13 protein-coding genes and 2 tRNA genes are annotated in these 14189 nt (G+C 42.1%); all 15 read left to right on the top strand.

Translation table 11 applies throughout. The features are described from left to right. The first annotated feature begins 169 nt into the window (after positions 1 to 169). The gene (parC, locus tag O3652_RS03240) at positions 170 to 2650 is read left to right on the top strand and encodes a DNA topoisomerase IV subunit A (protein WP_125413139.1); all 2481 of its coding nucleotides are present in this window, start codon (positions 170 to 172) and stop codon (positions 2648 to 2650) included. Between the two features lie 116 nt (positions 2651 to 2766). After that, a complete protein-coding gene (locus O3652_RS03235) occupies positions 2767 to 3804 on the top strand; it encodes a branched-chain amino acid aminotransferase (protein ID WP_312023057.1) in 1038 nt (345 codons plus the stop codon). 112 nt (positions 3805 to 3916) lie between these two features. Then, positions 3917 to 4147 carry a DUF2969 domain-containing protein gene (locus O3652_RS03230; RefSeq protein WP_000037107.1) on the top strand — a complete coding sequence of 77 codons (231 nt, stop codon included), beginning with the start codon at positions 3917 to 3919 and terminating at the stop codon, positions 4145 to 4147. A 49-nt stretch (positions 4148 to 4196) separates the two neighbouring features. Beyond that, positions 4197 to 4277, top strand: a tRNA-Tyr gene (locus O3652_RS03225). Between the two features lie 8 nt (positions 4278 to 4285). After that, positions 4286 to 4357: transfer RNA gene (locus tag O3652_RS03220), tRNA-Gln, on the top strand. 162 nt (positions 4358 to 4519) lie between these two features. After that, entirely contained in the window at positions 4520 to 5722 is a 1203-nt protein-coding gene (gene rpsA, locus O3652_RS03215) for a 30S ribosomal protein S1 (protein ID WP_001001617.1), read from the top strand. An 82-nt stretch (positions 5723 to 5804) separates the two neighbouring features. Beyond that, positions 5805 to 6302, top strand: coding sequence for a GAF domain-containing protein (locus O3652_RS03210; protein ID WP_000887140.1), 498 nt, complete (start codon positions 5805 to 5807; stop codon positions 6300 to 6302). Continuing rightward, positions 6302 to 7960 (top strand): DNA polymerase III subunit gamma/tau, encoded by a 1659-nt coding sequence (gene dnaX / locus O3652_RS03205; protein WP_070567554.1) that lies wholly within the window; start codon positions 6302 to 6304, stop codon positions 7958 to 7960. The genes O3652_RS03210 and dnaX overlap by 1 nt, the downstream gene beginning before the upstream one ends. Before the next feature lie 27 nt (positions 7961 to 7987). Next, entirely contained in the window at positions 7988 to 8182 is a 195-nt protein-coding gene (locus O3652_RS03200) for a DUF3272 family protein (protein ID WP_000198269.1), read from the top strand. Between the two features lie 151 nt (positions 8183 to 8333). Further along, positions 8334 to 9104 carry a Fe-S cluster assembly ATPase SufC gene (sufC, locus tag O3652_RS03195; protein ID WP_000114489.1) on the top strand — a complete coding sequence of 257 codons (771 nt, stop codon included), beginning with the start codon at positions 8334 to 8336 and terminating at the stop codon, positions 9102 to 9104. A gap of 27 nt (positions 9105 to 9131) precedes the next feature. Then, positions 9132 to 10394 carry a Fe-S cluster assembly protein SufD gene (gene sufD, locus O3652_RS03190; protein WP_000159660.1) on the top strand — a complete coding sequence of 421 codons (1263 nt, stop codon included), beginning with the start codon at positions 9132 to 9134 and terminating at the stop codon, positions 10392 to 10394. 10 nt (positions 10395 to 10404) lie between these two features. After that, complete coding sequence (locus tag O3652_RS03185; RefSeq protein ID WP_125413138.1) at positions 10405 to 11631, top strand: cysteine desulfurase; 1227 nt, start codon at positions 10405 to 10407, stop codon at positions 11629 to 11631. Continuing rightward, on the top strand, positions 11618 to 12058 hold the full coding sequence (gene sufU / locus O3652_RS03180; RefSeq protein ID WP_001218473.1) for a Fe-S cluster assembly sulfur transfer protein SufU: 441 nt from the start codon (positions 11618 to 11620) through the stop codon (positions 12056 to 12058). Before O3652_RS03185 ends, sufU begins: the two co-directional genes overlap by 14 nt. Positions 12059 to 12115: 57 nt before the next feature. Next, positions 12116 to 13528: a Fe-S cluster assembly protein SufB gene (sufB, locus tag O3652_RS03175; protein ID WP_000797071.1), complete on the top strand. Its 1413-nt coding sequence runs from the start codon at positions 12116 to 12118 to the stop codon at positions 13526 to 13528. Between the two features lie 19 nt (positions 13529 to 13547). Beyond that, positions 13548 to 14117: a hypothetical protein gene (locus O3652_RS03170; RefSeq protein WP_125391268.1), complete on the top strand. Its 570-nt coding sequence runs from the start codon at positions 13548 to 13550 to the stop codon at positions 14115 to 14117. Positions 14118 to 14189 lie beyond the last annotated feature (72 nt).

Genomic DNA, 14189 nt, shown 5'->3' with positions numbered 1-14189 from the left:
TAAAATATCCTTTATTGTATAAAAAAATTGTATAAAAATCTACTCTATATTCTTTGAAAGGAGTTGAACATGCCCTAAATGCTGTGTGAAAAAGATAAATTCTCTTACGAGCATCACTCGCTTTAAGAATTTCCTATTTTTACTTTGCATTTTACGGGCTTAGTATCCTATGTCCAACATTCAAAACATGTCCCTTGAGGACATCATGGGAGAGCGCTTTGGTCGCTACTCCAAGTACATCATTCAAGACCGGGCTTTGCCAGACATTCGGGATGGATTGAAGCCGGTTCAGCGTCGTATTCTTTATTCTATGAATAAGGATGGCAATACGTTTGACAAGAGCTACCGCAAGTCTGCTAAGTCTGTCGGGAACATCATGGGGAATTTCCACCCACACGGGGATTCTTCTATCTATGATGCCATGGTTCGTATGTCTCAGGATTGGAAAAACCGTGAGATTTTGGTCGAAATGCACGGTAATAACGGTTCTATGGACGGAGATCCGCCTGCGGCAATGCGTTATACCGAGGCGCGTTTGTCTGAGATTGCTGGTTATCTCCTTCAGGATATCGAGAAAAAGACCGTTCCTTTTGCATGGAATTTTGACGATACCGAGAAAGAACCGACTGTTCTGCCAGCAGCCTTTCCTAATCTTTTGGTCAATGGTTCGACTGGGATTTCGGCTGGTTATGCCACAGATATTCCTCCGCATAATTTGGCAGAGGTCATTGATGCGACTGTTTACATGATTGACCACCCAACAGCCAAGGTTGATAAGCTGATGGAATTCTTGCCTGGACCAGACTTCCCTACAGGAGCTATCATCCAAGGGCGTGATGAAATCAAGAAGGCCTATGAAACTGGGAAAGGGCGCGTGGTTGTTCGCTCTAAGACGGAGATTGAAAAGCTAAAAGGTGGTAAGGAGCAAATCGTTATCACTGAGATTCCTTATGAAATCAATAAGGCCAATCTGGTCAAGAAAATTGATGATGTTCGTGTCAATAACAAAGTAGCGGGGATTGCCGAAGTTCGTGATGAGTCTGACCGTGACGGTCTTCGCATTGCTATCGAACTCAAGAAAGACGCTAATACCGAGCTTGTTCTCAACTATCTTTTCAAATACACCGACTTACAAATCAATTACAACTTTAACATGGTAGCGATTGATAATTTCACTCCTCGTCAAGTTGGAATTGTCCCAATCCTGTCTAGCTATATCGCCCACCGTCGTGAAGTGATTTTGGCACGTTCCCGCTTTGACAAGGAAAAGGCTGAGAAACGTCTGCATATCGTTGAAGGTTTGATTCGCGTGATTTCGATTTTGGACGAAGTCATTGCCCTTATCCGTGCTTCTGAAAACAAGGCTGACGCTAAGGAAAACCTCAAGATCAGCTATGAGTTTACTGAGGAGCAGGCTGAAGCCATCGTGACCTTACAACTTTACCGTTTGACCAATACAGACGTGGTTGTCTTGCAGGAAGAAGAAGCAGAATTGCGTGAAAAGATTGCCATGCTTGCGGCTATCATCGGTGATGAACGGACTATGTACAATCTCATGAAAAAAGAGCTTCGTGAGGTTAAGAAGAAATTTGCGACTCCACGTTTGAGTACTTTGGAAGATACTGCGAAAGCAATCGAGATTGATACAGCTAGTTTGATTGCCGAGGAAGATACCTATGTCAGCGTAACTAAGGCAGGCTATATCAAGCGTACCAGCCCACGTTCCTTTGCAGCTTCTACGCTAGAGGAAATCGGCAAACGTGATGATGATCGTCTGATCTTTGTGCAAACTGCCAAGACAACCCAGCACCTCTTGATGTTTACAAGTCTTGGAAATGTCATTTATCGACCAATCCATGAATTGGCAGACATTCGCTGGAAGGACATCGGAGAGCACTTGAGCCAAACGATTACAAACTTTGAAACTAACGAAGAAATCCTTTATGCAGAAGTAGTGGATCAGTTTGATGATGCGACAACCTACTTTGCAGCAACTCGCCTTGGTCAAATCAAACGCGTAGAACGCAAAGAATTCTCTCCATGGCGGACCTACAAGTCGAAGTCTGTCAAGTATGCTAAGCTCAAAGACGAGACAGACCAAATTGTAGCAGTGGCTCCGATTAAACTAGATGATGTTCTTTTGATTAGTCAAAACGGCTATGCCCTTCGTTTCAATATCGAAGAGGTTCCGGTTGTTGGTGCCAAGGCTGCAGGTGTCAAGGCTATGAACCTGAAAGCAGATGATTCGCTTCAGGCTGCCTTTATCTGTAACACCTCATCCTTCTATCTCTTGACCCAACGTGGAAGCTTGAAACGCGTTTCCATTGAGGAAATTCCAGCGACCAGCCGTGCCAAACGAGGACTTCAAGTCTTGCGTGAGTTAAAAAACAAACCGCATCGTGTCTTCTTGGCTGGAGCAGTTGCAGAGCAAGGTTTCGTTGGTGATCTTTTTAGTACAGAAGTAGAAGAAAACGACCAAACGTTACTTGTTCAATCTAACAAGGGGACGATCTATGAGAGTCGATTGCAAGACCTCAACTTGTCAGAACGTACTAGCAATGGAAGCTTTATTTCAGACACGATTTCAGATGAAGAAGTTTTCGATGCTTACCTCAAAGAAGTCTTTAAAGAGGATAAAGCGAGTTCGTAAAAAGAATCAGTCCAGAGGGCTGATTTCTTTTGTGTTGAAAAAATTTTCAGAAAATTACAAATAATACTTGAAATTTTACTAGAAAAGTGTAGAATAGAACACATAGTTTGAATAGTATAAAGGAGAAAAACATGACAGTTGCAATTGATTGGGAAAACCTTGGATTTGCTTATATGAAATTACCTTACCGTTATATCGCTCACTACAAAAATGGTCAATGGGATCAAGGAGAATTGACAGAGGATGCAACCTTGCATATTTCAGAGTCTTCTCCAAGTCTCCACTATGGACAGCAAGCATTTGAGGGATTGAAAGCCTATCGTACCAAGGACGGCAGTGTTCAATTGTTCCGTCCTGACGAAAATGCCAAGCGTTTGCAACGTACTTGCGACCGTCTTTTGATGCCACAAGTTCCGACAGAAATGTTTGTAGAAGCTTGTAAAGCAGTTGTGCGTGCAAATGAAGAATACGTCCCACCATATGGAACAGGTGGAACCCTTTATCTTCGTCCGCTGTTGATTGGTGTTGGGGATATTATTGGGGTAAAACCAGCAGAAGAATATATTTTTACCATCTTTGCTATGCCGGTTGGTAACTATTTTAAAGGTGGTTTGGTCCCAACTAACTTCTTGATTCAGGATGAATACGACCGTGCCGCTCCAAATGGTACAGGTGCTGCTAAGGTAGGTGGGAACTATGCTGCTAGTCTCCTTCCAGGTAAAATGGCCAAGTCACACCAATTTTCAGATGTTATCTACCTAGACCCATCTACACATACAAAAATTGAAGAAGTCGGATCAGCCAACTTCTTTGGAATCACGGCAGACAATGAATTTGTTACGCCATTGAGTCCATCTATCTTGCCATCTATTACCAAGTATTCTTTGCTTTACTTGGCAGAACACCGCTTGGGCTTGACACCGATTGAAGGCGATGTCCCAATCGATAATTTGGATCGTTTTGTAGAGGCGGGTGCCTGCGGTACAGCAGCGGTTATTTCGCCAATTGGAGGCATCCAACATGGCGATGATTTCCATGTTTTCTATAGTGAAACAGAAGTAGGTCCTGTGACACGTAAACTCTATGATGAATTGACTGGTATCCAATTTGGTGATGTAGATGCACCTGAAGGATGGATTGTCAAAGTGGACTAAAAGACATGAAGTAAAGAAGAACTCCATAGCAGTTGTAAGGACTGAAATGGAGTTTTTTCTTGCTAGTTTGAGCATTTTCTTGTACAATAGAAAAAGTGAAAAGAGGTACAGTATGAGTAAAAAAGATAAGAAAATTGAAATTCAATTAACGGATGCAAAAGTGACTGTTGGAAAAGACAGCTATGAAGGATACGTTTTGACGATCGGGAAAAAGGTTATTGGGGAAATTGCCGAATTAGATAGCCAATTTGCCATCATAAAGAATGGAAATGTCGATAGTTTTTATAAAAAACTTGAAAAAGCTGTGGAAATTTTGATTGAAAACTATAATTTGACAAAATAATACTTGTTTTATTGAAAATTTCATGATATAATAGTTCTCGTTAAACATTGGAGAGATAGCGAAGAGGCTAAACGCGGCGGACTGTAAATCCGCTCCTTCGGGTTCGGGGGTTCGAATCCCTCTCTCTCCATTCATCAATGGGGTATAGCCAAGCGGTAAGGCAAGGGACTTTGACTCCCTCATGCGTTGGTTCGAATCCAGCTACCCCAGTTCTTAGGTAATAAATTCAAGATAAAAAGAAAAATATCTTAGGGTATTTTATTTTTATAATTGAAAGACGTGAACGATATGAACATGTCTTTGCGGGTGCTTAGGAAAAAAATTATAAGTATGTCAAGTTTGAAAAAACTTGATTGTTGGAGGATTTTTTAGATGAATGAATTTGAAGATTTGCTAAATAGCGTTAGCCAAGTTGAGCCTGGTGATGTTGTTAGTGCTGAAGTATTGACAGTTGATGCGACTCAAGCTAACGTTGCAATCTCTGGGACTGGTGTTGAAGGTGTCTTGACTCTTCGCGAATTGACAAACGATCGCGATGCAGATATCAATGACTTTGTGAAAGTAGGAGAAGTATTGGATGTTCTTGTACTTCGTCAAGTAGTTGGTAAAGATACTGATACAGTTACATACCTTGTATCTAAAAAACGCCTTGAAGCTCGCAAAGCATGGGACAAACTTGTAGGACGCGAAGAAGAAGTTGTTACTGTTAAAGGAACTCGTGCCGTTAAAGGTGGACTTTCAGTAGAATTTGAAGGTGTTCGTGGATTCATCCCAGCTTCAATGTTGGATACTCGTTTCGTACGTAACACTGAGCGTTTCGTAGGTCAAGAATTTGATGCTAAAATCAAAGAAGTTGATCCTAAAGAAAACCGCTTCATCCTTTCACGTCGTGAAGTTGTTGAAGCAGCTACTGCAGCAGCTCGTGCTGAAGTATTCGGTAAATTGGCTGTTGGTGATGTCGTAACTGGTAAAGTTGCTCGTATCACAAGTTTCGGTGCTTTCATCGACCTTGGTGGTGTTGATGGATTGGTTCACTTGACTGAATTGTCACACGAACGTAACGTATCACCTAAATCAGTTGTAACTGTTGGTGAAGAAATCGAAGTGAAGATCCTTGATCTTAACGAAGAAGAAGGACGCGTATCACTTTCACTTAAAGCAACAACACCTGGACCATGGGATGGCGTTGAGCAAAAATTGGCTAAAGGTGATGTAGTAGAAGGAACAGTTAAACGTTTGACTGACTTTGGTGCATTTGTTGAAGTATTGCCAGGTATCGATGGACTTGTTCACGTATCACAAATTTCACACAAACGTATCGAAAATCCAAAAGAAGCTCTTACTGTTGGTCAAGAAGTTACTGTTAAAGTCCTTGATGTTAACGCTGACGCAGAACGTGTATCACTTTCTATCAAAGCTCTTGAAGAACGTCCAGCTCAAGAAGAAGGACAAAAAGAAGAAAAACGTGCTGCTCGTCCACGTCGTCCAAAACGTCAAGAAAAACGTGATTTCGAACTTCCAGAAACACAAACAGGATTCTCAATGGCTGACTTGTTCGGTGATATCGAACTTTAATCAAATTGATAATCACAAAATCCTTTGTTTAAAACAAGGGATTTTTCTTTTGTCTCTTTCTCATTTTTGATATAATAGTTCTATGTTAGATTCAGAAAAACAATCACAATATCAATTGTTAAATGAGGAACTCTCTTATTTACTTGAAGGTGAGAGCAATGTTCTTGCCAATCTTTCAAATGCTAGTGCCCTTCTAAAATCTCGCTTTCCGAATACTGTCTTTGCAGGGTTTTATCTGTTTGATGGTAGCGAGTTGGTTTTAGGGCCTTTTCAGGGTGGTGTTTCTTGTATTCGCATTCCGCTTGGAAAAGGCGTGTGTGGAGAAGCTGCTGAGTTTCAAGAGACTGTTTTGGTTGGCGATGTGAGCACCTATCCAAACTACATTTCTTGTGATAGTATGGCCAAGAGTGAAATCGTGGTTCCCATGCTCAAGAATGGTCAATTGCTGGGTGTCTTAGACCTGGATTCTTCAGTTATTGATGATTACAATGCCGTTGACCGTGATTACTTGGAACAATTTGTCGCTATTTTGCTTGAGAAGACAGAATGGGACTTTACGATGTTTGAGGAGAAAGCCTAATGTATCAAGCACTTTATCGAAAATATAGAAGCCAGACTTTTTCACAACTAGTAGGTCAAGAAGTTGTGGCTAAAACCCTAAAACAAGCAGTTGAGCAGGAAAAGATTAGTCATGCCTATCTTTTCTCAGGTCCTCGAGGAACTGGTAAAACCAGTGTAGCCAAGATTTTTGCCAAGGCTATGAACTGTCCGAACCAGGTAGACGGGGAACCATGTAATAACTGTTATATCTGCCAAGCAGTCACAGAAGGTAGCCTAGAAGATGTTATCGAAATGGATGCGGCTTCGAATAATGGAGTCGATGAAATCCGTGAAATTCGTGATAAATCCACCTATTCTCCTAGTTTGGCCCGTTATAAGGTCTATATCATAGACGAGGTTCATATGTTGTCTACAGGAGCTTTTAATGCGCTTTTGAAGACCCTAGAAGAACCAACCCAGAACGTTGTCTTTATTTTGGCGACTACCGAATTGCACAAGATTCCAGCAACTATTTTATCGCGTGTCCAACGTTTTGAGTTTAAATCGATTCGAACTCAAGATATCACGGCACATATTCATCATATTTTAGAAAAAGAAAATATCAGTTCTGAACCAGATGCTGTAGAAATCATTGCCAGACGGGCTGAAGGTGGGATGCGGGATGCCTTGTCTATTCTGGACCAAGCCTTGAGTTTGACTCAAGGGAATGCTTTAACTACAGCTATCTCTGAGGAGATTACAGGCACCATTAGTCTATCAGCGCTTGATGACTATGTAGCCGCCTTGTCACAGCAGGATGTTTTAAAAGCTCTTGATTCTTTGAATCTTTTGTTTGAAAATGGCAAGAGTATGACTCGTTTTGTGACGGATCTTTTACAGTACTTGCGTGATCTATTAGTTGTTCAGACAGGTGGCGAAAATACTCATCATAGTCCAGTTTTTATGGACAATCTAGCTCTTTCTCAGGAAAGTCTCTTTGAAATGATTCGAATAGCGACTGTGAGCTTGGCAGATATGAAAGCGAGCCTACAACCTAAGATTTATGCTGAGATGATGACCATTCGTTTAGCGGAGATTAAGCCTGAACCAGTGCTTTCAGGAGCTGTCGAAAGTGAAATTTCTGCACTGAGACAGGAAGTAGTTCGTCTCAAGCAAGAACTTGCTAATGTTGGAACGGTGCCTAAACAAGTGGCGCCAGTCCCTAGCCGTCCAGCCACTTCCAAGACTGTCTATCGAGTAGACCGTAATAAGGTTCAGGCTATCCTACAAGAAGCTGTTGAAAATCCTGAATTGGCACGGCAAAACTTGATTCGCCTCCAAAATGCATGGGGAGAAGTAATCGAAAGCTTAGCTGGTCCTGATAAGGCTCTGCTTGTTGGTTCTCAGCCAGTTGCGGCCAACGAACACCATGCTATTTTAGCTTTTGAATCTAATTTCAATGCAGGGCAAACCATGAAACGGGATAACCTCAATACCATGTTTGGCAATATTCTCAGCCAGGCGGCTGGATTTTCACCTGAAATCCTGGCAATTTCCCTAGAGGAATGGAAAGAGGTTCGTGCAGCATTTTCAGCTAGAAACAAGTCTTCTCAAGCTGATCAAGAGGCGGAAGAAGAAAGCCTAATTCCAGAAGGATTTGAATTTCTGGCTGATAAAGTCATGGTCGAAGAAGACTAAAAGTGGATTTCATGGTACAATAATTCTATGACTAGACAACAATTTATCGTGATAGCACTATTTACTGCTGCTGAGACTTATTTTTTCAATGAAGCTTGGATGACGGGTCGCTATTTCATGGCAGCATTTTGGGCTATTCTACTTTTTCGAAATTTTAGGTTAAGTTATGTAATGGGGAAAATAGTAGATGCCATTGATCAGCACCTAAACCGTAAGGATTAGTCACTAGCTTCTAAACAAAATCAAAGCCTTTTAGGCTTTTTTTTGTTATACTAGTAGAGTATATTTATGGACCTTTTCTTGTATTTTTTGAGAAATGTAAGTGATTTCGCTAAGGATAAAGGAAGTAGGCCAGAAAAAGAAAGGAACTATCATGTCAGTATTAGAGATCAAAGATCTTCACGTTGAGATTGAAGGAAAAGAAATTTTGAAAGGGGTCAATCTGACTCTGAAAACAGGAGAAATCGCAGCTATCATGGGACCAAATGGTACTGGTAAATCGACTCTTTCTGCAGCTATCATGGGGAACCCTAACTATGAAGTTACCAAAGGTGAGGTTTTATTTGATGGTGTAAACATCCTTGAGTTGGAAGTAGACGAGCGAGCGCGTATGGGACTTTTCCTGGCTATGCAATATCCATCTGAAATTCCTGGAATTACCAATGCAGAGTTTCTTCGTGCAGCCATGAATGCTGGTAAAGAAGATGATGAAAAGATTTCGGTTCGTGAGTTCATCACTAAACTAGACGAGAAAATGGAATTGCTCAACATGAAAGAAGAAATGGCAGAGCGTTACCTCAACGAAGGTTTCTCAGGTGGTGAGAAAAAACGTAATGAAATTCTTCAACTCTTGATGTTGGAACCAACATTTGCCCTTTTGGATGAGATTGACTCAGGTCTTGATATTGACGCCCTTAAAGTTGTGTCTAAAGGTGTCAATGCCATGCGTGGTGAAGGCTTTGGTGCTATGATTATCACTCACTACCAACGTCTCTTGAACTACATCACACCAGACGTGGTCCACGTGATGATGGAAGGTCGTGTTGTCCTTTCTGGTGGTCCAGAATTGGCTGCCCGTTTGGAACGTGAAGGATACGCAAAACTTGCTGAAGAACTTGGCTACGACTACAAGGAAGAATTGTAATTCCCTCGTATCTTTTAGGAGAAGTAAATGACTAAAGAGAATATTAAACTTTTTTCAGAAATGCACGCTGAACCAAGCTGGTTGGCTGACCTCCGTCAAAAAGCTTTTGATAAGATTGAGAGTTTGGAATTACCAGTTATTGAGCGTGTCAAATTTCACCGTTGGAATCTGGGAGATGGAACCATCACAGAAAGTGAACCTTCAGCAAATGTTCCTGACTTCACGGCTCTAGATAATCACTTGAAGTTGGTGCAAGTAGGAACGCAGACTGTTTTTGAACAAACTCCAGTTGAATTGGCTGAACAAGGAGTAGTCTTTACAGACTTTCACTCAGCTTTAGAAGAAATTCCAGAACTTATCGAGGAATTCTTCATGTCATCTGTTAAGTATGACGATGACAAGTTGGCAGCCTACCACACGGCTTACTTTAACAGTGGTGCTGTTCTCTACATTCCTGATAACGTTGAGATTACAGAGCCAATCGAAGGAATTTTCTACCAAGACAGCGATAGCGATGTGCCATTTAACAAGCATATTCTGATCATTGCAGGTAAAAACTCTAAAATCAGCTACCTTGAACGTCTTGAGTCTCGTGGCCAAGGTAGTGCCAAGGCAACTGCTAATATCACGGTCGAAGTGATTGCTCGTTCAGGTGCGCAAGTGAAATTTGCAGCTATTGACCGTTTAGGTGAAAATGTCACTGCCTATATTAGCCGTCGTGGTAAACTAGGCAACGATGCAAGCATTGACTGGGCAATCGGTGTCATGAACGAAGGAAATGTTGTTGCTGATTTTGATAGCGATTTGATTGGAAATGGTAGCCATGCTGACCTTAAAGTCGTAGCTCTTTCAAGTGGCCGTCAGGTTCAAGGGATTGATACTCGAGTGACTAACTATGGTTGCAACTCTATCGGAAATATCCTCCAACATGGGGTTATCCTTGAAAAAGCAACTTTGACCTTCAATGGTATTGGACACATTATCAAGGGTGCTAAGGGAGCTGATGCGCAGCAAGAAAGTCGTGTTCTCATGCTTTCAGATCAGGCGCGTTCAGATGCCAACCCCATTCTTTTGATTGATGAAAATGACGTAACTGCAGGTCACGCGGCTTCTATCGGTCAGGTGGATCCAGAAGATATGTACTACCTCATGAGCCGTGGCTTGGATAAGGCGACTGCTGAGCGTTTGGTTGTTCGTGGTTTCCTTGGCTCCGTAATTGTTGAGATTCCAGTCAAAGAAGTTCGTGACGAAATGATTGCAACTATCGAAGAAAAATTGTCAAAACGCTAAGGGGAAGCCTATGTTAGATGTAGAAGCGATTCGCAAGGATTTTCCAATTTTGGACCAGATTGTCAACGATGAACCTCTGGTCTATCTGGACAATGCTGCGACGACACAAAAACCACTAGCAGTTCTTGAAACGATTAACCGCTACTATGAGCAGGACAATGCCAATGTTCACCGTGGTGTTCATACCTTGGCGGAGCGAGCAACAGCTTCTTATGAAGCTGCTCGTGAAACCATTCGTAAGTTTATCAATGCAGGCTCTACAAAGGAAGTTCTCTTTACCAGAGGAACGACAACCAGTCTTAACTGGGTGGCACGCTTTGCTGAGGAGATTTTGACTGAGGGAGACCAGGTCTTGATTTCTGTCATGGAACACCATTCCAATATCATTCCTTGGCAGGAAGCTTGTCGCAAGACTGGGGCAGAGCTTGTCTATGTCTATCTCAAGGATGGAGCTCTGGATATGGATGACTTGCGCGCTAAATTGACGGACAAGGTCAAGTTTGTTTCGCTAGCTCATGCCTCTAATGTCCTTGGTGTGGTCAATCCTATCAAGGAAATCACGAAATTGGCCCACCAAGTTGGAGCTATCATGGTAGTGGATGGTGCTCAATCTACGCCTCATATGAAGATTGATGTCCAGGACTTGGATGTGGACTTCTTCGCCTTTTCAGGTCACAAGATGGCTGGTCCGACTGGCATCGGTGTGCTTTACGGTAAAGAAAAGTATCTGGAACAAATGTCTCCAGTTGAATTTGGTGGCGAGATGATTGATTTCGTCTATGAGCAATCTGCTAGTTGGAAGGAATTGCCTTGGAAATTTGAGGCTGGAACGCCAAATATGGCAGGTGCTATCGGACTTGCTGCAGCAGTGGATTATCTGGAAAAGATTGGCATGGATGCCATTGAAGCGCATGAACAAGAATTGATTGCATACGTCTATCCAAAATTGCAGGCCATTGAAGGCTTGACCATTTATGGTTCGCAGGACCTGGCTCAACGTTCAGGTGTCATTGCCTTTAACCTAGGTGATCTTCATCCCCATGACCTAGCTACAGCACTTGATTATGAAGGAGTGGCTGTTCGTGCTGGTCACCATTGCGCCCAACCTTTGCTTCAGTATTTGGAAGTCCCAGCAACAGCTCGTGCAAGTTTTTATATCTACAATACCAAGGCAGATTGTGACAAGCTAGTCGATGCCCTACAAAAGACAAAGGAGTTTTTCAATGGCACTTTCTAAACTAGATAGCCTTTATATGGCAGTGGTGGCAGACCATTCGAAAAATCCACATCACCAAGGGAAGTTAGAAGACGCTGAGCAAATCAGTCTCAATAATCCAACCTGTGGGGATGTTATCAACCTCTCTGTCAAGTTTGACGCAGAGGACCGTTTGGAAGATATTGCTTTTCTAAATTCAGGATGCACGATTTCAACTGCCTCTGCTAGTATGATGACAGATGCAGTTTTAGGCAAGACCAAACAAGAAATTTTAGAACTTGCGACCATTTTTTCTGAAATGGTTCAAGGGCAAAAGGATGACCGCCAAGACCAACTTGGAGATGCAGCTTTCTTATCAGGTGTTGCCAAATTCCCACAACGGATTAAGTGTGCAACTCTAGCTTGGAATGCCCTTAAGAAAACAATTGAAGATCAAGAAAAACAGTAAGACAAGTTTCTTTTGTCTTACGAATCAGTAGAAATGAAGAATGAAAGAAAGGATATTATGGCTGAAGAAAGAGTAGAACCAAAACCAATTGACCTTGGTGAATATAAATTTGGTTTCCATGACGATGTAGAGCCTGTCCTATCGACAGGAAAAGGACTCAACGAAGGTGTTATTCGCGAATTATCAGCTGCTAAGGGAGAACCTGAGTGGATGTTAGAATTCCGTTTGAAGTCTTATGAAACCTTCAAAAAAATGCCTATGCAAACCTGGGGAGCAGACTTGTCAGAGATTGACTTTGATGATTTGATCTACTACCAAAAACCTTCTGATAAACCTGCCCGTTCATGGGACGAAGTTCCTGAAAAAATCAAAGAAACCTTTGAACGTATCGGGATTCCAGAAGCTGAGCGTGCTTATCTAGCCGGTGCCTCTGCCCAGTACGAGTCAGAAGTGGTTTACCACAACATGAAGGAAGAGTTTCAGAAATTGGGGATTATCTTTACAGATACGGATTCTGCCCTCAAGGAATACCCAGACTTATTTAAACAATACTTTGCCAAGTTGGTACCGCCGACAGATAACAAGTTGGCTGCCCTCAACTCAGCAGTATGGTCAGGTGGAACATTTATCTACGTACCAAAAGGTGTCAAGGTAGATATTCCGCTTCAAACCTACTTCCGTATCAACAACGAAAATACAGGTCAGTTCGAACGTACCTTGATTATTGTTGATGAAGGAGCAAGCGTCCACTACGTAGAAGGCTGTACAGCGCCAACTTATTCAAGTAACAGCTTGCACGCTGCCATTGTAGAAATTTTCGCTTTGGACGGAGCTTATATGCGTTATACAACCATCCAAAACTGGTCTGATAATGTCTATAACTTGGTAACAAAACGTGCCAAAGCTTTGAAAGATGCGACTGTTGAGTGGATTGATGGTAACTTGGGTGCTAAAACAACCATGAAATACCCGTCTGTTTACCTTGATGGAGAAGGAGCGCGTGGAACCATGCTCTCTATCGCCTTTGCCAATGCAGGGCAACACCAAGATACGGGTGCCAAGATGATCCACAACGCTCCACATACAAGCTCGTCTATCGTGTCTAAATCCATTGCTAAAGGCGGAGGAAAGGTGGACTATCGTGGACAAGTAACCTTTAACAAGAACTCTAAGAAATCTGTTTCTCACATCGAGTGTGATACCATTATCATGGATGACTTGTCAGCATCAGATACCATTCCGTTTAATGAAATTCACAACTCGCAAGTTGCTTTGGAGCACGAAGCCAAAGTATCTAAGATTTCAGAGGAACAACTCTACTACCTCATGAGTCGTGGTTTGTCAGAATCTGAGGCAACCGAGATGATTGTCATGGGATTTGTGGAACCCTTCACAAAAGAACTTCCAATGGAATACGCAGTTGAGCTGAACCGCTTGATTAGCTATGAAATGGAAGGTTCAGTCGGATAAGTCCAAAAAGGAGAAGCAAATGGGATTCTTAAAAAAATTATTTGGTAATGTTGAAAAAGCGAATAAAGGTGAAATTCCTGTCGAGGAAATTGTTCCACCTTTTACAGTTGATTTAGTAGAAGAAGCAGATGATTATTGGCGACAAATGGAACAAAACCTCTTGATAAACGCTGTAAAAGCTGCTGGTGGTCCTGAGGCAGTAGAACGTGCTTTTGTTCTTACCAATTTTAAGAAAAATCAAGAAACCTTTGAGCTCTTTTATCAGGTAAATGGTCAACTTCTTTCATGGAGAGAGATGGATGCGACTGTTGTTGATAAAATCAGCAATCAACTCCTTCCGCAAGCGGCAGAAGTAGCGCGTGCAGTAAATGAAAATTATGAAGAGGCAAATGTACCAGTAATCCAGTACGCTATGCTTCAATTTGAAACTGCAACCATGGCTTGGTTTGGTCGGAAGCTGACAACAGCTTCTCCAGAAGCACAACTGACTTTTGAAGAATTGGTATCTGGTTGGCGCGCTATTCTGGAACAAGAAGTTCCAAATCGTCCTTTAGACAGTGACCGTCCGTTCCCTTACTTTGAAGTTTAAAATCCCAAATCCCCAAAACCTTTCAATGGAGTGTACTGTTGAGCTTACTCGCTTGATGAGTAACTAATTGAA

The organism is Streptococcus sp. 27098_8_23 (genome assembly GCF_041432195.1).
Taxonomy (GTDB): Bacteria; Bacillota; Bacilli; order Lactobacillales; family Streptococcaceae; genus Streptococcus.
This window is presented reverse-complemented; position numbering and strand designations above follow the sequence as displayed.

Coding starts and splice junctions, on each gene's coding strand:
- O3652_RS03185 (WP_125413138.1), top strand. CDS start 10,405: ATGTTAGATGTAGAAGCGATTCGCAAGGATTTTCCAATTTTGGACCAG.
- O3652_RS03230 (WP_000037107.1), top strand. CDS start 3,917: ATGAGTAAAAAAGATAAGAAAATTGAAATTCAATTAACGGATGCAAAA.
- sufB (WP_000797071.1), top strand. CDS start 12,116: ATGGCTGAAGAAAGAGTAGAACCAAAACCAATTGACCTTGGTGAATAT.
- sufD (WP_000159660.1), top strand. CDS start 9,132: ATGACTAAAGAGAATATTAAACTTTTTTCAGAAATGCACGCTGAACCA.
- parC (WP_125413139.1), top strand. CDS start 170: ATGTCCAACATTCAAAACATGTCCCTTGAGGACATCATGGGAGAGCGC.
- sufC (WP_000114489.1), top strand. CDS start 8,334: ATGTCAGTATTAGAGATCAAAGATCTTCACGTTGAGATTGAAGGAAAA.
- O3652_RS03210 (WP_000887140.1), top strand. CDS start 5,805: ATGTTAGATTCAGAAAAACAATCACAATATCAATTGTTAAATGAGGAA.
- sufU (WP_001218473.1), top strand. CDS start 11,618: ATGGCACTTTCTAAACTAGATAGCCTTTATATGGCAGTGGTGGCAGAC.
- O3652_RS03200 (WP_000198269.1), top strand. CDS start 7,988: ATGACTAGACAACAATTTATCGTGATAGCACTATTTACTGCTGCTGAG.
- dnaX (WP_070567554.1), top strand. CDS start 6,302: ATGTATCAAGCACTTTATCGAAAATATAGAAGCCAGACTTTTTCACAA.
- O3652_RS03170 (WP_125391268.1), top strand. CDS start 13,548: ATGGGATTCTTAAAAAAATTATTTGGTAATGTTGAAAAAGCGAATAAA.
- rpsA (WP_001001617.1), top strand. CDS start 4,520: ATGAATGAATTTGAAGATTTGCTAAATAGCGTTAGCCAAGTTGAGCCT.